Raw genomic sequence first — 22,111 nt, 5'->3', positions numbered from 1 at the left:
GATTTTCTGAAGCATTCGTGTAAATCTTGCAGTGATGCAATGCATCGCCTATAAAACCAGAGTCTTGGGTTTTCTTGAGTTGCCGGCGATTTCTTCTTAGCGAAGTCTCACGCAAGCGAGAAAGACATGAACCTTGAAACCGTGCGTGTTTTCATCATGACGCGTGGTGTCGATTTCGGCATCATGATTCTCGGCGCAATCGCGCTTTGGTTAGTCGGCCGCTGGCTGATCGGTCTGGTTATTGGCGGCATGCGTAAATTGCTAGCGCGCAATGGCCGTGTCGATCCTACGCTTGCGAAATATCTTGGTTCCATTGTCAGCGTCATTCTTAATCTGCTGTTGGTGCTGGCCATTCTGCAGATTTTCGGCGTTCAGACCACATCGTTTGCCGCCTTGCTTGCGGGTTTTGGACTGGCGATCGGCACGGCTTGGGGTGGCTTGCTGGCGCACTTTGCGGCGGGCGTGTTCATGCAAGTGCTTCGGCCTTTCAAGGTCGGCGATTTTGTCACTGCGGGCGGCGTGACGGGCACGGTTACCGAATTGGGCTTGTTTGGCACTACTATCACTACGCCCGACAATGTCACGGCCATTATCGGCAATAACAAGATTTTTTCCGACACCATCTGGAACTTCAGCGTGTTGCCGAATCGGCGGGTGGAACTGACGGCGAAGATTGCTAACGGCGTCGATGTGCTGGATGCCATTTCGCGTTTGAAGACCGCCGTAGCAAGAATTCCGAATGTCTCATCTGAACCGGCACCGGATGTCGAAGTGCTTTCTTTTACGCCTGAAGGACCGCTTTTATGCGTGCGGCCTTATACCGATACGACAAATTATTGGCAGGTCTATTTCGACACCAATCGCGCAATTATCGAAACATTTGCGCAAGCGGGTTATCCGACGCCCGAAACGCCGGTCGTGCGGCGCGTGGCAGCTGAATTGATGCCTTCGCAAGCACCGCAGCCACCGCAACCTTTGCGTGGCAGTCAAGCCGCCTGATAACGCGCCTCAGGTACCGGTGCGCCGCCTAAACGCGTAGCAAGATGGTCGATGAATGCGCGCAATCTTGGCGCTTCATGCCGGCTAGGCGGCCAAAGAATATGGAATGTGCCTTCGGCGCGTGTATGCGCGTTCAACACCGCGCGCAATAGCCCATTTTCCATTGCGCCGCGCGCGATGTAATCCGGCACGCAGGCCAGGCCTAAACCTGAGATGCACGCGGCTAACATCGCTTCCATATCGTTGAAGGTGAGCGCTGCGCGAGGCTCGATCGCCGCCGTGTGATCGTCAAGTGATTCGCCTTGCAACGTCCAAGGCTCTATGCGCCCGCTTGCCGGTGAGCGAAAGCGAATACACGCGTGCCCTTCGAGATCGGCCGGTGTCGCCGGTTCGCCGTGACCCGCGAAATACGCCGGCGAACCGACGATAACGGGACCGTATTGGGCAAGCGGCCTGGCAAGCAATTGCGAATCCGCGAGGCGTCCGGTGCGAATTACCGCGTCATAGCCTTCTTGCGTGATATCCACTAAGCGATCGCTAAAGTCGATATCGAGTTCGATATCTGGAAAGCGCTGACGAAACTCAGGCACAAGCGGCATTAAAAGGCGCGCACCAAGCGACGGCGCGCTGATCTTCAAACGCCCACGCGGCGATGCAGTCGATGTGAACAGCTCGCTCTCGGCATCTTCGAGATCGGCGAGAATGCGCTTGCATCGCGCAAAGAAATGCGCGCCTTCATGCGTCAAGCCAATGCGCCGTGTGGTGCGGTTAAGCAATTGCACGCCTAGCTTGGCTTCAAGACGCATCACGCTTTTGCCGACCGCAGACGCCGATAATCCCAACGCGCGCCCCGCCGCGACGAAACTGCCCGACTCCGCCGCGCGCACGAACGCGACCATGCCGGACAAACTCTCAGTAGTCGGAGGACCATGTGGGATTACGTTGGTGGCAACCATAAACGTCTCGCATTAGAGCAGGCTTAATGCAAGAACGTGTTTGGCGGCGCTTTATTCCCTAAGCCGAATCACCAGACAAACGGCACACACGCTAAGCGTCAGCCGTTCAATTCCTCGTGCAGCGCCATGTATTCCTGCGCGAGCTTGTGACGCGGTTCGAGGTAAATCATCGGACGTGCATGTTGATGGCTCTCGCGAATCTTCACCGACAGCGACAAGTGCGAGTTGAGCACCGGCAAATCCTCACTGCGCAGTTCATCGACGAGTTGCTTGGGCAAGCTCGCACGCGGCTGAAATTGATTGATGACGATACCCTCGACGTTCAGATCGGGATTGTGGTCGTGGCGGATTTCCTGCACGTTTTCCAGCACCGAATACAACGCGCGGCGCGAGAAGTCGTCGCAATCGAACGGAATCAGGCAACGGTCCACGGCGATCAAGGCCGAGCGCGTAAAGAAATTCAGCGCGGGCGGTGTGTCGATATAAACGGCGTCATACGCCGCAAGATTCTTTAGCGCGTCGCGCAGCTTATAGATTTTATAGCGCGATTCGAGCTTGCCCTGGAGCGTATCGAGTGTGGGATGCGACGGCACGATATCGAGATTTTCGAACGGCGTCGAATGAATAAACGATTCGAATGCCGGCTCGCGGAAGCTATAGCTCAAAGCATGCTCAAAGAAGCTCGCCAGATTCGGCTGAGCGTCGCGCGCATTCGCGCCAAGCAAATATTGGCTTGCGTTGCCTTGCGGATCGAGATCGATCACCAGCGTACGCAGGCCGCGCGACGCGCTGATGGCAGCGAGATTACAAACGATGGTGGACTTGCCCACGCCACCCTTTTGATTAAAGACCACACGGCGCATCGGCTTATTCTTCCTCGGAAGTGAACGGTTGTATTTTCGGCGCTGCTATCGCTGCTTTCGTTACTAAGGGGAGCGGACACGCGCTAAGACGCACGTGCCGCCGAGTCCGGCACGTGATCTTAGCGTATCAGAAAGTAAGCAGATCGCGCCCTTTAGCGCGCGCACCAGCCAAAGCCTGTCAATCAAGGAAAGGCGGGAATGGTCGGGTCCGCGCCTTCGACATCTGCCTCGGGATGGCGGCCTTTCACCAGTTTTTCAATTTCTTCTACGCGGTCCTTAGGCACGTCCACCATCATCAGCAATTCGCCTTGCTCGATGGCATGCTCGAAGCGCTTAAGCCGCGTGTTGGGAATGCCGACGCCGATCATGGTCGCCGCCCACGCGCCAAAACCCATGCTTGCGAGCGTCATACAGACCACCGCGCCGCCCGCGATCGTCAGACCTGCTGGCGGAAAGGCCATCGCCACGAGACCCGCCAGCACGCCCGTTACGCCACCAGCCGCCGTGCCGCGCGCAAGCGCAGGCAGCAGGTCCGAGCGTTGCGCAAGCGTTGCCTGAGGGAGATCTTCGAGCGGTTCGTGCGGACGCGCCAGCACATGAATGTGACGCCATTCGATACGCTTGAGCAGCAATTCGTCGATGATTTCTCTGGCGCTGACAATGTCGGGCAAAAGAAAATAGAGTCGTCTCATGTCGCCCTCCTGTTGTTTAATTCGGATCGACATGGATCAAATATAGGCGACGCGGGCTTACGTTTCTCAAACGCTATCTCATGCGAGCGGGTATGAACGGACAACACACGCTAAGCGCACCTTCCTGGCAAGCCATTCTTAGTCAAACCGAAACCGCGCTTGCGTGCGGCGCGCTACGTTCCTTTGAGACACGCCAAAGCGCGATTGAAGACGGCGGCATGCGTTTTATTCTTCAGAATGCGGTGAATCTCGCGCGCAAGGAACAGGCGTCGAAACTCGCGGAAAAAGCCAAGGCGGACAACACCGCCGCGCGGCGCGATCCATTCTCTCCATGCGAAGCCGCGCTGCGCGTAGGCGATATCGGCGAGCGGCATTTTCTATTGCTTAACAAATTCAATGTGCTTGCGCATCACTTGCTGATCGTGACGAGTCAATTCGAATCGCAAGACGCTTGGCTTAACGAATATGATTTTGCCGCGCTGTTTGCATGTTTCGATCAATTCGATGGCCTTGGCTTCTACAACGGCGGCACCGTTGCGGGATCGAGTCAGCCTCATAAGCATTTGCAGATCGTGCCCTTGCCGCTCGACGATCATTCGCTTCCCATCGAACCGCTGATCGAAGCCGCACGGTCCGATGATGGAATCTTTAGCGTGCCGCAACTTCCGTTTGCGCATGCAGCGGCGTGGCTAGACCATCAAGACGCACACGATGTGTATCGCGCGCTTCTCTTGGCCATCGGCATAGAAGAAGCGTCGCCTTATAACCTACTCGTCACGCGACGCTGGATGATGGCGGTGCCGCGCGCGATATCGCACGTCGAGGGCGTGGCCGTGAATGCGCTCGGCTTTGCGGGTTCGCTATTCGTGCGCGACGATGCGCAACGCGCCGTCGTCGAATCGCTCGGGCCGATGAAGCTGCTCGCGCGCGCGTGTGGGCGCGCTGCACACAATACCCCTTGAAATAGGCACCGAAAGCCCGCATGTCGGATTCCAGATATCCGGGAGTCCATCACATGGGAAGCCGACCACAGTTCATTGACGATCTTGCGCGCAGCCCGCAAGACGCCGCCTCTTCTTCATCGCCGCTCGACGATACCGCCCTGCTCGATGCCTATTCGCGCACGGTCATCGGCGCACTCGAACGCGTGCAGCAAGCCGTCGTATTCATTGCCGTGGAGCGCGAAATTGCCGATGCGCGCGGCGTGAAGCGTCCGTCCGGCGGCACGGGTTCGGGCTTTATTTTTACGCCCGATGGTTACTTGCTCACCAATAGTCACGTGGTTCACGGGTCCACGCGAATCACCGTCACGCTTGCAGACGGCGGCCGCTTTCATGCCGATCTCGTTGGCGACGACCCTGCGAGCGATCTCGCGGTGCTGCGTATCGGCTCGCCAGAACCTTTGCCACAAGTCGAATTGGGCGATTCGGCCAGCCTTCGCGTCGGGCAGATTGCGATTGCCGTGGGCAATCCGCTGGGGCTTGCACAAACGGTTACGACCGGCGTTGTTTCAGCACTTGGGCGCACTTTGCGCTCCACGTCGGGCCGCATGATTTACGACGTCATTCAAACGGATGCCGCGCTCAATCCCGGTAATTCGGGCGGCCCGCTGATCAATTCGGCGGGACAGGTGATTGGCGTCAATACGGCGATTATCGCGGGCGCGCAGGCGATTTCCTTTGCTACAGCGATCGATACCGCGAAGTGGGTCATCATGCAGATCTTCGCGCACGGCCGCGTGCGTCGCGCGTATATCGGCGTAGCGGGCACGACGACGCCGATATCGCGCCGAGTGCAACGCTACTTCGAACTCACGGCCGCAAGCGGCGTACACGTGATGGAAATCGTCAAGGGCAGTCCGGCCGCTTTAGGCGATATTCATATCGGTGACCGAATCGTTGCGATAGATGGCGTGAGTATCGATAGCGTGGACGCCTTGCAGCGTATGTTCGATGCATCGCGTATCGAACAGGTGGTAAAGGTCACCGTGCTGCGTGGTTCGCAAAAGCTCGACATCGATATCACACCAGTCGAGCAGAGCATCTGATCGATAACTGTCCGGACATCAGGCCCACGCTTTGCGCTGTGCTTCGTGTCCGGGCTACTGTGTGCGCTAACAGCCAGTTAATCAGACAAATATCAGGTGTAATAACGCCATCAAGAAATAAAAAGCATCAAGCAAACAAGCGCGCACACGGGTCAGCCTTTAACCCGTTTGACCTTGTCGGGGAAGGTCCTTAGAAGAGGATTGCCATGACTACGAACAAGAAAAAACCGGCTACGCCACGGCGTGAGGCATTTCGCTGCAGCGGCCAGCAACTCGATGCCATCATGCGCTTCGCTGAAGAACGCAAGCTCGATCATCGAACGCTGCAGTTTGTAGTGGCTGAATATTGCAAGTGTCAGGCTAAGGCGGCTTAAGCGTTTTGAGAAACGCAACGCTTAAGCGTAGTTGTTATTGGCCGGATAATACGCGTTCCTTAAGCACCCATATTGCATTGGGAACCGCATAGTACGTGCTGAGATTGCCGGTGATTAACTTGCCGGTAAGTTGAATGCGCGCGTTTTCTGTTGGCACGGCGTCGATAATCTGCACAGCGGAAATGGTGCTTTGCTGCTTCGCGCCCTGACCCGCAGCGGCAGTAAGAACACAGACGGGATTACTCAACGCCAGCACCCACGCAGGCTTGGACGAGGCGTCCGCATCGCGCGGTGCCTGGCGGGTTGCCTTGCCTTCGAGCGTAACGACATCGCCGTCGTTATAGCATGGTGCCGCGTACGCGACGCGAGTCATTAACGCCAAAAACAGAAACGCCCACGCGCAGGCTTTCGCCATTTTTCTTACCTCACGAAAAACGCGCATCTGCCCGCGCGCGCATTGCCGGGTAAAACAACTCACTGCATCAGGTCACTTACTTTAGGTGATTGGCGTTGGGGTCGCAACCCGGCATTTTCCTTGCGCGCCGCGCATTTCTTAGCGTGCTTCCAAGCTTTCGGACTGTCATGCGGGAACGTGTGTTGCTGGACTAATATGAAGAATAAGCGAGCCAGTCAGAGGCACATTCGGAGGCGACCATGAATCAAGTGATAACCGGCGTATTCGCGTCATGGCGCGATGGTCACGATGCTCTACGCGCGCTGCAACTGGCAGGATTAAAGCGTGATCATGCGCATTTGTATCGCGCGGGGCGTGACGATATCGACATGGACGCATTTCCTCCACCCGCTCATGAAGAAGATGATGCCGAATACATTGCGCATGGCGAGCATCAAGGTGTGACAGGTTCAAAGAATCGCTATGTGGCGGACGTGGCTTCGCCGTGCTATGCAAATAAGCCCAAAGCCGCCGACGATGCCACGCGTGAGCGAACGCTGCTTGTCATACGCATCACCGATGAAATCAAACCGGCCGCCATCGCCGATATGCTGCACGAACACGGCGCTGTCGCAATCAAAGATGCCACCGGCCATTGGCGCTCCTCGCCCTTTAGAAACGCGGCGCGTGTTTGATCAGTGCCTGCGCTCCGGCGTCATTTCCGCCAAAGCCACAGCGATGCGTTCTTTCTCATCGGCTTCTTCTTGAGCGAGCTTTAGCGCTTCCTGAGCCTTTGCCGCGCGCACCACTCTGCAACGGGCGGAATGACGAAACGTCGCCAGCATGCGAACGACTTGCCGCGTCCTCATGGTCATCGCCGCCTCCTGCGTACGCAGTTGAGAAACTACTTTAAATGTAGACGGCAAATGACGCTTGGGAAAGCTTTTGATTAAAACAATCGAGCGTTTTGTTCGTGATCTGTTGGATATGGATGAGATGCGCGAGACAAATCATTTCGTCACCCTAAAATAACGGCGAACGATCGCGCGATTTTCTAAATAGACAAGCACGCACAACTTGCCAAGAATAAATTGGCCGAACCGTCTAGTACATTTAACGCGCCGTGACCTGCGCACAACACGTTCTAAAGAACCTTTCTGTTTTCTTGCCACGGTTGATCGTTGTCCGGACAATGAAGTAACGGCGTAGAACGCCGTGTTCTTTGAAGGCCGTCGCAGAACCGCCGCCCGGCGCGTTCGAGATGCGGCCGAAACCATGAGAGATCGATGGCAACGCTAGGCGGCAAGGCGCGATTCGCAGTTGGTACCGATACCACCGGTGCCGGCATCTTCATAATGATCGCGACCACGGCGACATTCGCCGCCAGCGACTCCACCATCAAAGTGATTGGCGCGGCGGTTCCGCTGCTGGCCCTGCTTTGGGTCCGCTACATTTTTCAGGCGGTCGTGCTGGGAATCTGGCAAGGACGGCGCGGCGTGCTCAACATGTTCCGCACGGGCAACGCGAAGTTGCAGATTTTCCGCGCCATGATGTTGCTCGCCAATTCCGCCTGCACGTTTGCCGGTCTGCGGCACTTGCCGCTTCCGGTCACGACTTCGCTGGCCATGCTCGCGCCGCTTATCTCCACGCTGCTCGCCGCCCTCGTGCTCAAAGACGACGTGCCGCGCAGCAAATGGGCGATGGTCGTGCTCGGTTTTATCGGCATGGTGCTGGTGGTGCGGCCGGGCGGCAGCCAGTTCACCTGGACCGTGGTGTTTCCGATCGGCGCGGCGGCGACCTTCGCGTGCTTCCAGGTCGTGTCGAGCCATCTGTCACGCGTCGACGACGCCCTCACCACGAACTTCCTCACCGCGTTTTTTGCGACGCTGGTGCTCTGCGTGCTGGTGTGGATGGACCAGGCCGAAACGCTGCCCGCGCTCGGACGCGTGAGCTTCAACAATTGGCTGCTGGTCGCGCTGATGGCGAGCGTGGCGACCGGCGGCCATCTGCTGATGCTTCAGGCGCTCAAGCGCGCGCCGCTCTCGGTGCTGACGCCGTTTTCCTACGCTCAATTGGCGTTTGCCGCGTTTTATAGCTGGCTGCTGTTCGGCCAGCTTCCCGACATGTGGATGGCGATCGGCATGTGCGTGATTGCGGCGAGCGGCATCGGCACCGTGTTGCTGCATGGGCGAAAGCCGTCGGCAGCGGATACCATCGCTCAGTCGATCGACTGAACGCGAGCGCAATCAGTTGTCAGTTGACGCTGGCTGACTGCCCCGTGCACAGCCAGTGCACGTCCAGATCGAGCGCCTTCGCAATGCGGTTGAAGGCGTCGAGCGGCGGCACCGTAATGCCGCGCCGCCAGAATTGCACGTCGTGCTCGCTGACATCGAGCCAATCGGCGGCTTTAGCCGAACTGATATTGCCTTTCTGCATGGCCCGGTCGAGTCTCGCGGCGATGGCGCGCCGCAATGCGTTGTCTTCGTGACTACGTTCCAGATGTCCGATGGTTTGGGAATGACGCCCCATTTTCTTTCAGTCTCTCGATTTATAAACTATGCCGTTCAGCGCCGGCTCGATTTGCGCAGGTGGGAATCGTACGGAGTCACAGTGACGAGGCAGTGACAAACTCACGCCCTTAATCCGCAGACGCATTACCTTTTATTGCGCGATTTGCTGCAATGCGAGATTCTTCCAATTCGAGCATCAATGCGTCAACTAGGGAAACAACGCATCTCAAAAAAGAATCACTGCGGATGATGGCCGCGCACGCCAAACGTCTGCATTGAGGCAGCTTCTTACTGAACGTCCGTTCGGTCTATTCGAAAGCGCACGCTTGTCCGCCGAATTTTGGTATACCAATATCGGCAGAAATAAATGCATGCTGAAGTCAATATTCCTTTAAGCGCCTTTCGGCATTCATGCGCCAATATTTGAAGCGAATATCATTGGCGTTAATCGGTCGCGCGGGAAAACGCAATTGACACTCGCGACGCAATCTTTAGAATGATTTGTCCGCTGCATCGCACAAAGCATTGCAAATCCAATAGGTAACTTTCACCTGGAGTCCAGTATGAGCAGTCTTGCGCCGGAAAATCTTCTAGCAGCACAAAAGGCAGGTTTGGATGCGAGTTTCGGTTTCGCGGCCCGCGCGTTCGAAGGTTTCGAAAAGCTGTTCGAACTGAACGCGCAGACCTTGCGCGCGGCGCTTGCCGAGCATCAGGCGCTGGTTGCGAAAACGTACACCGCGCGCGGTCCGCAGGAATTTTTCGCTTTGCAGAATCAGCATGCGCAGCTCGGCGCGCAGCGTGTTCAGGCGTACTGGCAACAGGTTTATGAAATCGGCTCGGGCGTGCGCGGCGTGTACGTCGATGCGTTTCAGGAGCAACTCGGCAAGTCGCAGCGCAATGCGCAGGCACTGGTCGATAGCTTCGCGAGCAACGCGCCTGCCGGCAGCGAAGTGGTCGTGAACGCGTGGAGATCGGCGATCGATGCCGCGACCGAATCCGCGAATTCGGCTTATGAAGCGGCGAAACAGGCAGCGAACAAGGTTGTCGAGGCGGCGCAGAACGATGCAAGCGTCGCCACGCAAACCGCAGTGCGCGCGACATCGAAAGCGACCAGCGCGAAGAAGTAATCCGAAACAAGGCGGACCTCGTTCCGCCTTTTTCTTTACATCAGCCGGTCGAGTATCAAGTCGTATGACCGGCCGATCCACACCGCCGAATCACGATGATCCTTCAAAGCATCGCCCGTATTGGGATGCATAAAGACATCGAGCGCGCCATGATTGAGCGCGAGCCACGACAGCATCGGCGTTAGATTTTCGCTGCCGAATCCGAGTTGAAACGACCATTGCGGATGCGGTCCGACCGGGCGCTCGTGAAAGCGGCCCAGCGTCAGCCGTCCGCTTTGCAATTCGCCTGCGAAGTGCGTTTCGATAAGCTGCCGCAATTGCCACGCTGAATCGCGGCTGGAAGCATCGAAGTAAATATGGGCGTGCCAGCCGGTAATGGCGGACGTGTCCGTTGAGTCCATCGTTTCATCCTTGCACGGCAATATGAAGGCATCGGTCATTTTATCGAAATGGTCGATATGCGCTCGACTGACCAAATCACCGCTTCTGTATCAATCGGGCGCTGCGTTACGCGCATGCCGATATCCGATGCAAGCCGCGTGAGAACGAAGGCGTCGGCGGGACGCGTGACGCCGTGGATCAGCGCTTCGTGTTGCAGATGGTCGTGCCATAGCCAAACTGCATCGCCATTCAGGCGCGTGATGCGGTCTTGCGGTTTTATCGGCCAATGCGCGCGCAACGCTTCATCGATCACGACGATGCGCGGCGTGCCCGAACCCGCACCCGAACCCGCGCGCACATCAAGCGTCACCGCGCACGATATCGACATCAACATGAACGCGCGCCGCGATAGTTTCACGGCCAGATCCCCTGCTTGCCAGGCGACAAAATGCCGTTCGGATCGAGCGCGGTTTTGATCGTGCGCGAAAGGCGCATCAAGGCGTGATCGTTGAAATCGTATTGCGAAGCGGCAAGGTCCATCACCGACAGATGCGCCCGATATTGCCCAAATCCCGCCGCGCCGAATTCACGCATCAGCGTCTCGATCAGCGCGCCCGCCGCATGCGATTGCTGCGCATCGTCGCGATTGAAAATGGCCGCGAAAATATGATGCATGGCGCGCGTGCCCATCGTAAAACCGCCGTAATAATCGAGCCCGAATTGCGCCGCGCGTTCGCGCACCGTGCGCGCCTGTTGCGCGGCATCGCGTCCGAGCGGCGCGCAGATCGGCGAGAAATCGATATGCGCGCCCGTGCCGCCGCGCCAGTTGAGCAGATTGAACGCTTCCATATTCGGAATGCCGACTTGCGCGCGATCGCCGCCGCCGACCGGTTCCACACTGGCATTCCGATACGGCATCTCGAACAGCGTCGCGCCTTCGATCGATTGAAAACGCGCGTGGATGATGTCGCGCCGCGCGTTGACCATCGATTGCGGTCCGTACAGGCAAAAGCGCAGGTTCCATCGGCCGATGCCGATCTTGCGCGTCATCGTTTCGATGGCGTCATCGGGCATCGCGCCAGGTCCGTCGTACCACTCGCGCCGCGCCGAAACGCCCGCCGCCCAGCGCACCGCGCTTTCGATCACCGCCTGGCTTTGAATCGTGCCGTCGAGCTTAAGCGGCCGCAACGTATCGACGATTTGCGCGAGATCGTCTTCGTGCGCGAAGGCGTATCGACAGATCATGTAGCCTTCGGGCGCGGGCATCAGCCACACGCCGAGCTTGGTCACCACGCCGAAATTCGACTGCATGAACATGTCGTCGTAAGACGGCCCGAAACCCGGCCGAAAGACTTGCCACGCGCGGCTCGCGGACATCGCGCCCATGCCCGTGCGCACGATATCGCCATTCGCGAGCACCACTTCCATGCCGCACTGATGCGCCGCGTGATCGCCATAAGGCGTCGTGCCGTAGCCTCGCTCCAGCGTATTGCCGATCACGCTGCCCCAGCCCGCCGCAGGCGGATCGACCCAAAAGCGGCGCGGCGTACCGAGCGCGCGATGCAAGTCGTAATAAGTCACGCCCGGTTCCACGACCGCGAATCCCAGCGTCTGATCGATGTCGATAATTCGATTCATCCGCCGCAAATCGAGCACGACGCTGCCCTTCACGCGCGGCGACGCGCCGCCGTACGCGAAATTGCGCCCCGTCGATACACTCCATAGCGGCACGCGATACCGGTTCGCAATGCCGAGCACCGCGCGCACTGCATCGACATCGCGCGGCAGCACGGCGGCGGATGGCGCGTGCGTGGCGGCGTCGCCGGGCGCGAAAGGATCGAGGTACGGATCGAGCGCGTTGCCGGTCAGGACGGCGTCATCGCCCAACGCGATGCGGAAGGCCGCGAGTGCGTCGCTGAGGGCGTCGCTCAATATCCGCCGCTGCTGCCGCTGGTCGATGACGTGCCCGACGCGCCGTTGCCATCCGTCTGACATCCGGCGAGCAATCCGGCCATCAACGCAAGCATGATCATGCCGATTCTGGCGAGCTTCATGGAATACCTCCGTCAATAAAGTGAGTTTAGGACGACGCAGCAATGCGCGCCGCTTGTTCTATAAACGCACTGCCACGAAGCATTATTCCAACGCAAAACGCATGCTAGACTGCTGTACATGCATACAGTACCCGAACCCGCCTACACCGTCGCCGTGCGCGCGTTGTGCGAGTTCACAGCGAAGCAAGGCGATCTCGATCTGCGCTTCACGCCTGCGCCCACCGCACAGGAAGGTATCGCGGGACACATCACAGTCACCAATCGGCGGCCTGCGGGTTATCTGAAAGAAATCTCTCTGACACAAGACTTCGGTCCGCTGCGCGTGCGCGGCCGTGCGGATGGTTTCGATCCCGCGCGCAATCGGCTGGAAGAGATCAAGACGCATCGCGGCAGGCTGGAAACGATGCCGCAGAATCATCGGCATTTGCATTGGGCGCAGGCGCGCGTTTATGCGCATTTGATGTGCGAATCGCGCGGGCTGAATCGAATCGAGATCGCGCTGGTTTATTTCGATATCGTCGATCAGAAGGAAATGGTGATCGTCGAGACGGAAACGGCTGCGCAGTTGAAAGCGCATTTCGAAGCGCAATGCGAGCGGTTTATCGCGTGGGCGGAGCAGGAGATCGCGCACCGTACATCGCGGGATTCGGCGCTGAACGCCCTCGCCTTTCCACATGCGGATTTTCGTGCCGGACAACGCGCGCTCGCTGAGGCGATTTATCGCTCGGCGATATCGAGCCGCTGTCTGATGGCGCAAGCGCCGACGGGTATCGGCAAAACGGTCGGTACGCTGTTTCCCTTGCTGAAAGCGTGGCCGAAGCAGCAACTCGACAAGATCTACTTTCTCACCGCAAAAAGCGCGGGCCGTCAGCTTGCGCTCGATGCGCTCGCCACGCTGCATGCCTCGCCGCTGCGTGTGGTCGAACTGGTCGCGCGCGACAAGGCTTGCGAGTATCCGGACCGCGCATGTCATGGTGAATCGTGTCCGCTGGCGCAAGGTTTTTACGATCGATTGCCGAGTGCGCGCGCCGCTGCGCTGAAGCACGCGCAACTGGATCGCGCGACGGTGGCCACGGTCGCGCGCGAGCACGATGTCTGTCCGTACTATCTGAGCCAGGAATTGTCGCGCTGGGCGGACGTGATCGTCGGTGACTACAACTATTACTTCGATACCAGCGCGATGCTGTTTGCGCTTGCGGAAGCGAATCGGTGGCGCGTGTCGGTGCTGGTGGATGAGGCGCATAACCTCGTCGATCGCGCGCGCGGCATGTACACGGCATCGCTCGATCGCGCGGCGTTCAACGCAATGCGCCGTGGCGCGCCCGCTATGCTCAAGCGCGTGCTGAATCGCGTTGCGCGCGCGTGGAGCGAGGCGAGCCGCGATCAGCGTATCGAATACGCGGCGTATCCCGAGCCGCCTGAGGCCTTGTTAAGCGCGCTGAGTCAGGCGGTGTCGCAAATGACCGAAGCACTCGCCGATCACCCCGACGCCTTCACGCCCGACACGCTGCGCTTTTATTTCGATGCCGTGCATTTCACGCGTATCGCGGAGCGTTTCGGGGCGCATTCAATATTCGATGTCACCCTGACGCATCAGCGTAATACCGTGCTTTGTCTGCGCAACGTGATCCCCGCGCCGCATCTTCAGGCGCGATTCGCTCGCGCGCATAACGTCGCGCTGTTTTCCGCCACGCTCACGCCCGCGCATTTCTATGCCGACACGCTCGGCTTGCCGGAAACGACGGTGCGTATCGACGTGGACTCGCCGTTCAGCGCCGATCAACTCGACGTACACGCCATCGCCGATATCTCCACGCGTTACCGCGACCGCGCGCAATCGATCGAGCGCATCGCCGATATGATCGCCGCGCAATACGCGCGCGCGCCGGGCAATTACCTGAGTTTTTTCAGCAGCTTCGAATACCTGGCGCAAGTGTCGGCGGCGCTCGCGGAACGGCATCCGAACGTGCCGTGCTGGCTGCAATCGCGCGCAATGAGCGAAGCCGCGCAGCAGGCGTTTCTCGCGCGCTTCGAGCCGGATGGACGCGGCATCGGCTTCGCGGTGCTGGGCGGCGCGTTCGGCGAGGCGATCGATCTGCCGGGCACGCGGCTGATCGGCGCGTTCGTCGCCACACTCGGTCTGCCGCAACTCAATCCCGTCAACGAGCAAATGAAAACCCGCATGCACGATGCGTTCGGCGAAGGTTACGCGTACACGTATCTGTTCCCCGGTTTGCAGAAAGTCGTGCAGGCGGCGGGACGCGTGATTCGCGGACCGGAAGATCGCGGCGTGCTGTTTCTGATCGACGATCGATTCACGCGCGCCGAAGTGCTGCGGCTGTTGCCCGCGTGGTGGCGCGTGCAGATCGTGCGGCAGCATGATTTGCGAATTGCATAGCAAGAGCCGGAGTGCATGCAGACCGCGATGCGCGTGACACTGCGCGTATCGATGGAGGAATCAACATGAAAATGCTCGAACAGGCTTTGGATATCGCCGCGCGCGTCGAAGCGCTCGACTGGGCGGAGATCGAATCTCAGCTCGATGGCAACGGCGCGGCCGTCGCGCCCGGTTTGCTGACACGCGAAGAATGCGAAACTCTCGCCACGCGCTACGACGACAACGCGCATTTCCGCAGCCGCATCGTGATGGAGCGATACAGCTTCGGACGTGGCGAGTACAAATACTTCGCTTATCCGCTGCCCGATCTGATCGGTGAGTTAAGGCGCGCGGCGTATCCGCATCTCGCGCCGATTGCGGATCGGTGGAACGAGATCATGCGGATCGACACGCGTTATCCGCGTGAACACGATGCGTTTATCGAACGTTGCCATCAGGCCGGGCAAACGCGGCCGACGCCGCTGTTACTGCGCTACGTGCCGGGCGATTACAACTGTCTGCATCAGGATCTCTACGGCGAACACGTCTTTCCGATTCAGATGGCGGTGCTGCTGTCCGCGCCGAGACGCGATTTCACCGGCGGCGAATTTGTGATGACGGAGCAGCGCCCGCGCATGCAGTCGCGCGCGGAAGTGCTGTCATTAGCACAAGGCGATGCGGCGTTTTTTGCGGTACATCACCGGCCCGTGCAGGGAACGCGCGGGCCGTATCGCGTGAATATGCGGCATGGAGTGAGCCGCCTGCGGTCAGGACGCAGGCATATGCTCGGGGTGATTTTTCACGATGCAACGTGAAGCCTGTTCGGCGCTTTACTCGTTCTCGTCGAAGTAATGCCCGAAACGCGCCTGCTTGGTCTTGATATAGCGCTCATTCTCTTCGCGCATGGGAATAGCCAGCGCAACGCGTTCGCACACCGGGATATCGTGCTTGAGCAAGGTGTCGAACTTCGACGGGTTGTTGCTCATCAAGCGCACTGACTTTACGTTCATCGCGCGCAGGATGGCGGCGGCGGAATCGTATTCGCGGGCGTCGTCGGGCAGGCCCAAATGAAGGTTGGCATCGACGGTATCGAGGCCTTGTTCCTGTAACGCGTACGCCCGAATCTTGTTCGCCAGGCCAATGCCGCGCCCTTCATGTCCGCGCAGATACAGCAGAATCCCGCGATCTTCCGCCGCGATATAGCGCAGCGCCAGATCGAGCTGCTCGCCGCAATCGCATCGGTAGGAGCCGAACACATCGCCCGTCACGCATTCGGAGTGAAGGCGCGTCAGCACGGGTTCGCCGTTGCCGACATCGCCCAATACGAAGGCAATATGCTCCGCCCCCGTATGCTTCACGCGATACACATACGAAGCAAACGTGCCGTAACGCGTGGGAATGGTCGCGGTTGCGACGAGTTCGACATCCGCGCACTCATCGCACTCGCCGAAGCGCTGCTGCGGGTTCTTCACGTCCTGTTTTTCGTCCTGCGTGGGAGAAGCGGTTTTCATAGTCAATCTGCAAGTCCATGACGGCCCGGGCGGGCAAGTCATGTTAAAGCCCATCGGGAAAGTTTGCAGATTGTCGCACGGCTGAACGTTTCGCTCCGGGTTTGTCAGAGGCAATGGGGCGTTAAGCGTTAACGAGCGATATCAGCCTGATAGGTTGAATCTATGCCCACAATAAAAGCAATCAAATTCGCACGAACGATAGCTTTCCTGTATAGTTCATCTACTTCTTCAACACCACTCCAAAAGGAATCTGGTAATGCCCATCATCAATAGCCAAGTCAAGCCGTTCAAAGCAACCGCCTACCACAATGGCGATTTCCAGACCGTCACGGAAGAAAGCCTGAAGGGCAAGTGGTCGGTGTTCGTGTTCTATCCGGCCGACTTCACGTTCGTGTGCCCGACGGAACTGGGCGATCTGGCTGACCGCTACGACGAATTCAAGAAGCTGGGCGTGGAAATCTACTCGGTTTCGACCGACACGCATTTCACGCACAAGGCATGGCACGACACGTCGGACACGATCCAAAAGATCAAGTACCCGATGATCGCTGACCCGACGCTGGCAATCTCGCGCAACTTCGACGTGCTGATCGAAGAAGAAGGTCTGGCGCTGCGTGGCACGTTCGTGATCAACCCGGAAGGCGAGATCAAGCTGTGCGAAATCCACGACAACGGTATCGGCCGTGACGCGGGCGAACTGCTGCGCAAGGTGCAGGCAGCGCAATACATCGCGAAGAACCCGGGTCAGGTTTGCCCGGCCAAGTGGACGCCGGGCGCTGAAACGCTGACGCCGTCGCTCGACCTGATCGGCAAGATCTAAGCTCGTATCCTCTGCGAGTTTTACCGGGTTCGCCCGCTTTCGGCGCGGGTCCGGAGCACCAAAAAAGCTTTCGTTGCAGCGCTGTGTCAAATCAGCGCTGTATCGAAACACGTCTGTAAATCGCACTAAGGAACGGACATCGCCATGCTCGACGCCAACCTCAAGAATCAATTAAAAGCCTATCTGGAAAAGGTCTCCCGGCCGATCGAACTCGTCGCCTTCCTCGACGGCAGCGACAAATCGAAGGAGCTGAAAGGCCTGCTCGATGAAATCGCCTCGCTGAGCACGCATATCAGCGTCGTCGAGAAAGATGATGCGGGCGCGCGCCGCCCGTCGTTCACCATCGGCGAAAAGGGCAAGGATGCGGGCATTCACTTCGCTGGCATTCCGATGGGCCACGAATTCACCTCGCTCGTGCTCGCGCTGCTGCAAACCGGCGGCCATCCGATCAAACTCGACGATGCAACTATCGAGCAAATCAAGAATCTCGACGGCGATTTCCACTTCGAGACGTATTTCTCGCTGTCGTGCCAGAACTGCCCGGAAGTCGTGCAGGCGCTGAACGTGATGGCGATCATCAATCCGCGCATCAAACACGTCGCGATCGACGGCGCGCTGTTCCAGCAGGAAGTCGAATCGCGTCAGGTCATGGCCGTGCCGATGATGTTCCTCAACGGCGAAAGCTACGGCTCGGGCCGCATGGGCGTGAAGGAAATTCTCGCCAAGCTGGATACGGGTGCAGCCGAGCGCGCGGCAAAGGAACTCGAAAACAAGCCGGTGTTCGACATGCTGATCGTCGGCGGCGGTCCTGCGGGCGCGGCGGCGGCAATCTACGCGGCGCGCAAGGGCATTGCGACGGGCGTGGTCGCGGAGCGCTTCGGCGGTCAGGTGCTCGACACCATGTCGATCGAAAACTTTGTCTCGGTGCAGGAAACCGAAGGACCGAAGTTCGCGGTCGCGCTGGAACAGCACGTCAAGCAATACGAAGTCGATGTGATGGACGTGCAGCGCGCGGCCAAACTCGTGCCGGGCCGTATCAACGAGATTCATCTGGCGAGCGGCGCGGTGCTGAAGGCGAAGACCATCGTATTGTCAACGGGTGCGCGCTGGCGCGAAGTCGGCGTGCCGGGCGAGCAGGAATATCGCAATCGTGGCGTGGCGTATTGCCCGCACTGCGATGGTCCGCTGTTCAAGGGCAAGCGCGTCGCGGTGATCGGCGGCGGCAATTCGGGCGTGGAAGCGGCGATCGATCTCGCGAATATCGTGAGTGCGGTGACGCTGATCGAATTCGGCGCGGAACTGCGTGCGGATGCGGTGTTGCAGAAGAAGCTGCGCAGCCTGTCGAACGTGACCATCGTCACGCAAGTTCAGACGACGGAAATCACCGGCGACGGCAAGAAGGTCAACGGCATTTCGTACACCGACCGCGCGACGGGCGCGAGCCATCATGTCGAACTGGAAGGCGTGTTCGTGCAGATCGGGCTGGTGCCGAATACGGAATGGCTCAAGGGCAGCATCGAGTTGTCGAAGCACGGCGAGATCGTGGTCGATGCCAAGGGCGCGACGTCGATTCCCGGCGTGTTCGCAGCCGGCGATGTGACCACGGTGCCGTACAAGCAGATCGTGATTGCGGTGGGCGAAGGCGCGAAGGCATCGCTGTCCGCGTTCGATCACCTGATCCGCACGTCGGTGGATGATGATGCAGTGGTCGAAGAAGAAGTGACGGCGTAATCAAAAACCGTCATGAAGACCGAAGGCGAACGGGGTGCCCCGTTCGCCTTTTTTATGGCGCCGCGTTCGGCGCAGGCTTCGGCACCAACACAAGCGGAAACGTCACCTCAAACACGCTGCCATGCCCTTTCGCCGATTGAAACTTGAGTTCGCCATCGAGCGTGCGTGACAGTTCCTTGACGATCGCCAAGCCCAATCCCGCGCCGGGAATATCGTCATCGGCCGCGCGCTCGAATTCTTCGAACACGCGCTCCTGATCGTCCTCACCGATTCCCACGCCCGTATCCGTCACCCGCAGCCGCCAGCGATCGTCCGGCGCGAGATTGATCGACAACACGATCTCCCCCGCCGCCGTGTACTTGATCGCGTTCGACAGCAGGTTCAGCGCAACCTGCTTCACCTTCAGCCGGCTCGACGTCACCATCCTCAGGTTCGTATCCAACTGGCCGATCAGCTTCAGCCCCTTCGCTTCCGTCGATACGCGGCACGCCTGCATCAATTCATCGAACAGGCCGACGAGGTCGAACGGCTCGACCGTCAGTACGGAATCGTCGCCGAGCACTTTGGAATACTCGACCATTTCATCGACGAGCGTGGCCATATCCGCCACCTGACGATTCGCAAGCCCAAGCGCCGTATCGCGCTTGGCAGGCGAACGCGTGGCGAGTTGCAGCGCCGTCGAAAAGACATTCAGGAAATTGCGGAGATCGTGTGCGACGCGCCGCGTGATTTGCATACGCGTTTCGTACAGATCGCTGATGAGCTTCTGCCGCAGCGTGAGCTCGTAATTCGCGCGCTCCAGCATGCCAGTGTATTCATCGATCTTTCGATCGCGTTCGCTGACCGCTTCACGAATCGATGCGAGCGTGACGAAGCTGACCACTTCGTCGGTCATCAGGCGCGCGTGTTCTTCATCGTCACGCGAAAAATTCGCATGCGCCGCCGCATATTCGCCGATCGCCAGCAACAGCACTTGCCGAAACAAGTCCAGTTCACGCACGAGTTCGTCTATCCGATACCCCTGCTGCCAGCGCCATTGCCCGTGCTGACGCGCATCGCGTTCTATCGCGCCTTCCGAATCGCGCAGATTGCGCGACTCCAGCACGATGCAGATTTCCTGAAAGATACTCGGCAAGTGACCCGCAAGCTGACGATAAGTGAGCTGATCGGAATGCTCGACTTCCTGATCGCCGAAAACGAGTTTCATCCAGCGTTCGGTAAGCGCGGGTTGCTGTGCGCGGAGTGCCGCGACGAGACCCGTCAGGCCGTCTGAAATGTCGCCCATCTGCGTGTGTCCCCGTGCGATGCGCCAGGTGCGGCGCGCGTGGCTCGTGTGAATGCCCGAATAAAACGGACGCGGAAAACGGCTGCCGCGATGCATCGTCAGTATAGGACGATGCTTAATCGCGCAGTAAATTCCGACGGCATTCCTGGTGCTTAAAAGACACGCAGCCGGTAAAAGTCACCGGGCGCGCGCCTTCCTGGTGCGTGCATCGGCGCGGGTATTGGATTGCGCCAGCAACATGTCGTACAACGCCTGCGCGGCGGGTGAAAGGCTGGCCGATTTGCGCGTGACCAATACCAGCGAACGCGAAATGGAAGGCTCGACGAGTTCGATCGCGCGCACGCTCGGAAAGGAACCCTTCTGTATAGCGAGTGCAGGAACGACGGCGGCGCCGACGCCCTCCGCCACCAGCCCGAGCGCGGTGGAACTGCGCTGAACTTCGTAGAACGAATGCAGCCGGATATCGCTGCCTTCCAATGCGCTGTCGATCAGCGTGCGATTGCCGCTGACATCGCCTGCAAGGATCAGCGGATAGTCCTGCAACGCGCGCCACGCCACGCGCCGCTTTTTCGCCAGCGGATGATCCTGATGACACACGAGCACGTAATGATCATCGACGAGTGCGACCGTTTCCAGTTCCGGATGATGCTCGCCCGCGATCTTGATGCCGAACTCGACCTCACGATGCAGCACCGCCTGCACCACCGCCGACGACGCATGATCGAGAATCCGCACGCGGTTATGCGGAAAGCGCGCCGAATACGCCTGCAACACGCGCGGCAGGTATTGCACGCCAACCGTCGGCACGCACGCAATGGAAACATCGCCACGTTGCGCCATGCCGGTTTCACGAATCTCGACCAGCGCGGAGGACAGCTCGCCCAACAAGCGCCTCGCCTGCGGCAAAAACGTGCGGCCGGTTTCGGTCAGCGCCATGGAACGCGTCGTCCGTTCGATCAGCGGCACGCCGAGAAAGTCTTCGAGCTTGCGCAGACGTTGCGTGACCGCTGTCTGCGTGATGTGCAACTGCTCGGCGGCGGCCTTGAAACTGCCTGCATCGGCGATGGCGACGAAGGCTTGCACACCGAGAGTATCGATCTTCATGATTCGTTAGAAAAACCTATTAATTCGCAGCATAAATTCATTTTACGTGGGACGGCGCGGATAGCAGAATCGCGCTTGCTCTTTTACGCAGGGGTTGGAGATGACGAAGAACGCTGACTGGAATGCAACCCAATACTCACGCTTCGAAGCGGAACGCACGCGTCCCGTACGGGATTTGCTGAACGCCGCGCGTGCAAATGAGATTCGCCATGCAGCGGATATCGGCTGCGGTCCGGGCAATTCCACTGAAACGCTGCTTTCGTACGCACCGGATGCGCGGATCATCGGCACGGACAATTCGAGCGATATGATCGCCGCCGCGCGCAAGCGTCTGCTCAACGTCCCAAATGTGCAATTCGAACTGAGCGATATCTCCGCGTGGAACGCGCCCGGCCTCTTCGATCTGATTCTCGCCAATGCCGCGCTTCAGTGGGTGCCCGATCATGAAACGCTGTTTCCCGCGCTGCTGCAAAAGCTCGCGCCCGGCGGACGGCTCGCCGTGCAGATGCCCGACAATCTCGATGAACCCGCGCATCGGCTGATGCAGAAGACGGCGCAGGAAGGTCCGTGGCGCGATCGTTTGAAGGGCGCGGAACGGACGAAGCGCTTCGATGCGCAGTGGTATTACGCGATGCTGCAACCGCTGTGCGCGCACGTCGATATCTGGCGCACGACGTATTACCACGCGCTCGACGGCGGTATCGATGCCGTCATCGAATGGTTCGAAGGCAGCGCGTTGCGCCCCTTCCTTTCGCGTCTCGATGAAACCGAACAGGCCGCGTTTTTAAGTCGCTATAAAGAAGCGCTGAGCGGCGCGTACACCGTGCTCGATAACGGCACGGTTCTGCTGCCGTTTCCGCGCCTTTTCATCGTCGCCACGCGATAA

25 protein-coding genes and 1 pseudogene are annotated in these 22,111 nt (G+C 58.9%); 13 read left to right on the top strand and 13 right to left on the bottom strand.

The window, feature by feature from the left end:
- Nucleotides 1-126 precede the first annotated feature (126 nt).
- Complete coding sequence (locus P7F28_RS06965; RefSeq protein ID WP_277183767.1) at nucleotides 127-999, top strand: mechanosensitive ion channel family protein; 873 nt, start codon at nucleotides 127-129, stop codon at nucleotides 997-999.
- Here P7F28_RS06965 and P7F28_RS06960 read toward each other — a convergent pair.
- From P7F28_RS06960 to P7F28_RS06950, 3 genes are all read right to left on the bottom strand, one after another.
- Complete coding sequence (locus P7F28_RS06960; protein ID WP_277183809.1) at nucleotides 987-1,898, bottom strand: LysR family transcriptional regulator; 912 nt, start codon at nucleotides 1,896-1,898, stop codon at nucleotides 987-989. The two genes, P7F28_RS06965 and P7F28_RS06960, sit on opposite strands and share 13 nt — an antisense overlap.
- A 155-nt stretch (nucleotides 1,899-2,053) precedes the next feature.
- Nucleotides 2,054-2,818 carry a ParA family protein gene (locus P7F28_RS06955; protein ID WP_277183766.1) on the bottom strand — a complete coding sequence of 255 codons (765 nt, stop codon included), beginning with the start codon at nucleotides 2,816-2,818 and terminating at the stop codon, nucleotides 2,054-2,056.
- Nucleotides 2,819-3,000: 182 nt separating this feature from the next.
- Nucleotides 3,001-3,510, bottom strand: a complete 510-nt coding sequence (locus P7F28_RS06950; RefSeq protein ID WP_277183765.1) for a DUF1269 domain-containing protein — start codon at nucleotides 3,508-3,510, stop codon at nucleotides 3,001-3,003.
- Between the two features lie 92 nt (nucleotides 3,511-3,602).
- Here P7F28_RS06950 and P7F28_RS06945 point away from each other — a divergent pair, with 92 nt between their 5' ends.
- From P7F28_RS06945 to P7F28_RS06935, 3 genes are all read left to right on the top strand, one after another.
- On the top strand, nucleotides 3,603-4,472 hold the full coding sequence (locus P7F28_RS06945; RefSeq protein WP_277183764.1) for a phosphorylase: 870 nt from the start codon (nucleotides 3,603-3,605) through the stop codon (nucleotides 4,470-4,472).
- A 53-nt stretch (nucleotides 4,473-4,525) separates the two neighbouring features.
- The gene (locus P7F28_RS06940) at nucleotides 4,526-5,557 is read left to right on the top strand and encodes a S1C family serine protease (RefSeq protein WP_277183763.1); all 1,032 of its coding nucleotides are present in this window, start codon (nucleotides 4,526-4,528) and stop codon (nucleotides 5,555-5,557) included.
- Nucleotides 5,558-5,763: 206 nt separating this feature from the next.
- Nucleotides 5,764-5,931 (top strand): hypothetical protein, encoded by a 168-nt coding sequence (locus tag P7F28_RS06935; RefSeq protein WP_277183762.1) that lies wholly within the window; start codon nucleotides 5,764-5,766, stop codon nucleotides 5,929-5,931.
- A gap of 34 nt (nucleotides 5,932-5,965) precedes the next feature.
- On the opposite strand, the gene P7F28_RS06930 is transcribed toward P7F28_RS06935, so the two are convergent.
- Entirely contained in the window at nucleotides 5,966-6,346 is a 381-nt protein-coding gene (locus P7F28_RS06930; protein WP_277183761.1) for a hypothetical protein, read from the bottom strand.
- A 239-nt stretch (nucleotides 6,347-6,585) separates the two neighbouring features.
- Here P7F28_RS06930 and P7F28_RS06925 point away from each other — a divergent pair, with 239 nt between their 5' ends.
- Nucleotides 6,586-7,020 carry a hypothetical protein gene (locus tag P7F28_RS06925; protein WP_277183760.1) on the top strand — a complete coding sequence of 145 codons (435 nt, stop codon included), beginning with the start codon at nucleotides 6,586-6,588 and terminating at the stop codon, nucleotides 7,018-7,020.
- Here the strand turns inward: P7F28_RS06925 and P7F28_RS06920 are convergent, their stop codons facing one another.
- Nucleotides 7,021-7,200: a hypothetical protein gene (locus tag P7F28_RS06920; protein WP_277183759.1), complete on the bottom strand. Its 180-nt coding sequence runs from the start codon at nucleotides 7,198-7,200 to the stop codon at nucleotides 7,021-7,023. It abuts the gene before it with no gap.
- Between the two features lie 411 nt (nucleotides 7,201-7,611).
- On the opposite strand from P7F28_RS06920, the pseudogene P7F28_RS33945 reads away from it, so the two are divergent.
- Together P7F28_RS33945 and P7F28_RS33940 are read left to right on the top strand one after the other, a co-directional pair.
- A pseudogene (locus tag P7F28_RS33945) lies at nucleotides 7,612-8,052 on the top strand (EamA family transporter); the annotation flags it as partial.
- Entirely contained in the window at nucleotides 8,026-8,559 is a 534-nt protein-coding gene (locus P7F28_RS33940; RefSeq protein WP_370467253.1) for a DMT family transporter, read from the top strand. The pseudogene P7F28_RS33945 and the gene P7F28_RS33940, both read left to right, overlap by 27 nt.
- 19 nt (nucleotides 8,560-8,578) lie before the next feature.
- On the opposite strand, the gene P7F28_RS06910 is transcribed toward P7F28_RS33940, so the two are convergent.
- Nucleotides 8,579-8,854, bottom strand: a complete 276-nt coding sequence (locus tag P7F28_RS06910; protein ID WP_277183757.1) for a helix-turn-helix domain-containing protein — start codon at nucleotides 8,852-8,854, stop codon at nucleotides 8,579-8,581.
- 544 nt (nucleotides 8,855-9,398) lie between these two features.
- On the opposite strand from P7F28_RS06910, the gene phaP reads away from it, so the two are divergent.
- Complete coding sequence (gene phaP / locus P7F28_RS06905; protein WP_277183756.1) at nucleotides 9,399-9,962, top strand: TIGR01841 family phasin; 564 nt, start codon at nucleotides 9,399-9,401, stop codon at nucleotides 9,960-9,962.
- Nucleotides 9,963-9,997: 35 nt separating this feature from the next.
- Here phaP and P7F28_RS06900 read toward each other — a convergent pair whose 3' ends face one another.
- Genes P7F28_RS06900 through P7F28_RS06885 form a run of 4 tightly spaced genes read right to left on the bottom strand, consistent with a single transcriptional unit; the run spans nucleotide 9,998 to nucleotide 12,397 of the window.
- Nucleotides 9,998-10,363, bottom strand: coding sequence for a DOPA 4,5-dioxygenase family protein (locus P7F28_RS06900; protein WP_277183755.1), 366 nt, complete (start codon nucleotides 10,361-10,363; stop codon nucleotides 9,998-10,000).
- 35 nt (nucleotides 10,364-10,398) lie between these two features.
- A complete protein-coding gene (locus tag P7F28_RS06895) occupies nucleotides 10,399-10,761 on the bottom strand; it encodes a hypothetical protein (protein WP_277183754.1) in 363 nt (120 codons plus the stop codon).
- Complete coding sequence (locus P7F28_RS06890; RefSeq protein WP_277183752.1) at nucleotides 10,758-12,275, bottom strand: FAD-binding oxidoreductase; 1,518 nt, start codon at nucleotides 12,273-12,275, stop codon at nucleotides 10,758-10,760. The genes P7F28_RS06895 and P7F28_RS06890 overlap by 4 nt, the downstream gene beginning before the upstream one ends.
- A complete protein-coding gene (locus tag P7F28_RS06885) occupies nucleotides 12,272-12,397 on the bottom strand; it encodes a hypothetical protein (RefSeq protein ID WP_277183750.1) in 126 nt (41 codons plus the stop codon). The genes P7F28_RS06890 and P7F28_RS06885 overlap by 4 nt, the downstream gene beginning before the upstream one ends.
- A 118-nt stretch (nucleotides 12,398-12,515) precedes the next feature.
- Here P7F28_RS06885 and P7F28_RS06880 point away from each other — a divergent pair, with 118 nt between their 5' ends.
- Both P7F28_RS06880 and P7F28_RS06875 read left to right on the top strand, forming a co-directional pair.
- On the top strand, nucleotides 12,516-14,795 hold the full coding sequence (locus P7F28_RS06880) for an ATP-dependent DNA helicase (protein ID WP_277183749.1): 2,280 nt from the start codon (nucleotides 12,516-12,518) through the stop codon (nucleotides 14,793-14,795).
- A gap of 65 nt (nucleotides 14,796-14,860) precedes the next feature.
- Nucleotides 14,861-15,589, top strand: coding sequence for a 2OG-Fe(II) oxygenase (locus P7F28_RS06875; RefSeq protein WP_277183748.1), 729 nt, complete (start codon nucleotides 14,861-14,863; stop codon nucleotides 15,587-15,589).
- A gap of 15 nt (nucleotides 15,590-15,604) precedes the next feature.
- Here P7F28_RS06875 and ribA read toward each other — a convergent pair whose 3' ends face one another.
- Nucleotides 15,605-16,285 carry a GTP cyclohydrolase II gene (gene ribA, locus P7F28_RS06870; RefSeq protein WP_277183747.1) on the bottom strand — a complete coding sequence of 227 codons (681 nt, stop codon included), beginning with the start codon at nucleotides 16,283-16,285 and terminating at the stop codon, nucleotides 15,605-15,607.
- Between the two features lie 256 nt (nucleotides 16,286-16,541).
- On the opposite strand from ribA, the gene ahpC reads away from it, so the two are divergent.
- On the top strand, nucleotides 16,542-17,105 hold the full coding sequence (ahpC, locus tag P7F28_RS06865) for an alkyl hydroperoxide reductase subunit C (RefSeq protein WP_277183746.1): 564 nt from the start codon (nucleotides 16,542-16,544) through the stop codon (nucleotides 17,103-17,105).
- A 144-nt stretch (nucleotides 17,106-17,249) separates the two neighbouring features.
- On the top strand, nucleotides 17,250-18,836 hold the full coding sequence (gene ahpF / locus P7F28_RS06860) for an alkyl hydroperoxide reductase subunit F (protein ID WP_277183745.1): 1,587 nt from the start codon (nucleotides 17,250-17,252) through the stop codon (nucleotides 18,834-18,836).
- 52 nt (nucleotides 18,837-18,888) lie between these two features.
- On the opposite strand, the gene P7F28_RS06855 is transcribed toward ahpF, so the two are convergent.
- Complete coding sequence (locus P7F28_RS06855; RefSeq protein WP_277183744.1) at nucleotides 18,889-20,121, bottom strand: HAMP domain-containing sensor histidine kinase; 1,233 nt, start codon at nucleotides 20,119-20,121, stop codon at nucleotides 18,889-18,891.
- A 177-nt stretch (nucleotides 20,122-20,298) separates the two neighbouring features.
- Complete coding sequence (locus tag P7F28_RS06850; RefSeq protein WP_277183743.1) at nucleotides 20,299-21,225, bottom strand: LysR family transcriptional regulator; 927 nt, start codon at nucleotides 21,223-21,225, stop codon at nucleotides 20,299-20,301.
- A 100-nt stretch (nucleotides 21,226-21,325) separates the two neighbouring features.
- Between P7F28_RS06850 and tam the strand changes: the two genes are divergently transcribed.
- Entirely contained in the window at nucleotides 21,326-22,111 is a 786-nt protein-coding gene (tam, locus tag P7F28_RS06845; RefSeq protein ID WP_277183742.1) for a trans-aconitate 2-methyltransferase, read from the top strand.

The organism is Caballeronia sp. BR00000012568055, assembly GCF_029439455.1.
Classification (GTDB): domain Bacteria; phylum Pseudomonadota; class Gammaproteobacteria; order Burkholderiales; family Burkholderiaceae; genus Caballeronia.
Note: the sequence above shows the minus strand (reverse complement) of the source record. Positions and strands in the feature narration are given on the sequence as shown.

Excerpts from the sequence above, each read along its gene's own strand:
- P7F28_RS06935 (WP_277183762.1), top strand. The coding sequence starts at position 5,764 with ATGACTACGAACAAGAAAAAACCGGCTACGCCACGGCGTGAGGCATTT.
- P7F28_RS06940 (WP_277183763.1), top strand. The coding sequence starts at position 4,526 with ATGGGAAGCCGACCACAGTTCATTGACGATCTTGCGCGCAGCCCGCAA.
- P7F28_RS06925 (WP_277183760.1), top strand. The coding sequence starts at position 6,586 with ATGAATCAAGTGATAACCGGCGTATTCGCGTCATGGCGCGATGGTCAC.
- ribA (WP_277183747.1), bottom strand. The coding sequence starts at position 16,285 with ATGAAAACCGCTTCTCCCACGCAGGACGAAAAACAGGACGTGAAGAAC.
- P7F28_RS33940 (WP_370467253.1), top strand. The coding sequence starts at position 8,026 with ATGGTCGTGCTCGGTTTTATCGGCATGGTGCTGGTGGTGCGGCCGGGC.
- P7F28_RS06960 (WP_277183809.1), bottom strand. The coding sequence starts at position 1,898 with ATGGTCGCGTTCGTGCGCGCGGCGGAGTCGGGCAGTTTCGTCGCGGCG.
- P7F28_RS06885 (WP_277183750.1), bottom strand. The coding sequence starts at position 12,397 with ATGAAGCTCGCCAGAATCGGCATGATCATGCTTGCGTTGATGGCCGGA.
- P7F28_RS06920 (WP_277183759.1), bottom strand. The coding sequence starts at position 7,200 with ATGACCATGAGGACGCGGCAAGTCGTTCGCATGCTGGCGACGTTTCGT.
- P7F28_RS06945 (WP_277183764.1), top strand. The coding sequence starts at position 3,603 with ATGAACGGACAACACACGCTAAGCGCACCTTCCTGGCAAGCCATTCTT.
- P7F28_RS06850 (WP_277183743.1), bottom strand. The coding sequence starts at position 21,225 with ATGAAGATCGATACTCTCGGTGTGCAAGCCTTCGTCGCCATCGCCGAT.
- phaP (WP_277183756.1), top strand. The coding sequence starts at position 9,399 with ATGAGCAGTCTTGCGCCGGAAAATCTTCTAGCAGCACAAAAGGCAGGT.
- tam (WP_277183742.1), top strand. The coding sequence starts at position 21,326 with ATGACGAAGAACGCTGACTGGAATGCAACCCAATACTCACGCTTCGAA.
- ahpC (WP_277183746.1), top strand. The coding sequence starts at position 16,542 with ATGCCCATCATCAATAGCCAAGTCAAGCCGTTCAAAGCAACCGCCTAC.
- P7F28_RS06965 (WP_277183767.1), top strand. The coding sequence starts at position 127 with ATGAACCTTGAAACCGTGCGTGTTTTCATCATGACGCGTGGTGTCGAT.
- P7F28_RS06910 (WP_277183757.1), bottom strand. The coding sequence starts at position 8,854 with ATGGGGCGTCATTCCCAAACCATCGGACATCTGGAACGTAGTCACGAA.
- P7F28_RS06950 (WP_277183765.1), bottom strand. The coding sequence starts at position 3,510 with ATGAGACGACTCTATTTTCTTTTGCCCGACATTGTCAGCGCCAGAGAA.
- P7F28_RS06930 (WP_277183761.1), bottom strand. The coding sequence starts at position 6,346 with ATGGCGAAAGCCTGCGCGTGGGCGTTTCTGTTTTTGGCGTTAATGACT.
- P7F28_RS06880 (WP_277183749.1), top strand. The coding sequence starts at position 12,516 with ATGCATACAGTACCCGAACCCGCCTACACCGTCGCCGTGCGCGCGTTG.
- P7F28_RS06900 (WP_277183755.1), bottom strand. The coding sequence starts at position 10,363 with ATGGACTCAACGGACACGTCCGCCATTACCGGCTGGCACGCCCATATT.
- P7F28_RS06875 (WP_277183748.1), top strand. The coding sequence starts at position 14,861 with ATGAAAATGCTCGAACAGGCTTTGGATATCGCCGCGCGCGTCGAAGCG.
- ahpF (WP_277183745.1), top strand. The coding sequence starts at position 17,250 with ATGCTCGACGCCAACCTCAAGAATCAATTAAAAGCCTATCTGGAAAAG.
- P7F28_RS06855 (WP_277183744.1), bottom strand. The coding sequence starts at position 20,121 with ATGGGCGACATTTCAGACGGCCTGACGGGTCTCGTCGCGGCACTCCGC.
- P7F28_RS06955 (WP_277183766.1), bottom strand. The coding sequence starts at position 2,818 with ATGCGCCGTGTGGTCTTTAATCAAAAGGGTGGCGTGGGCAAGTCCACC.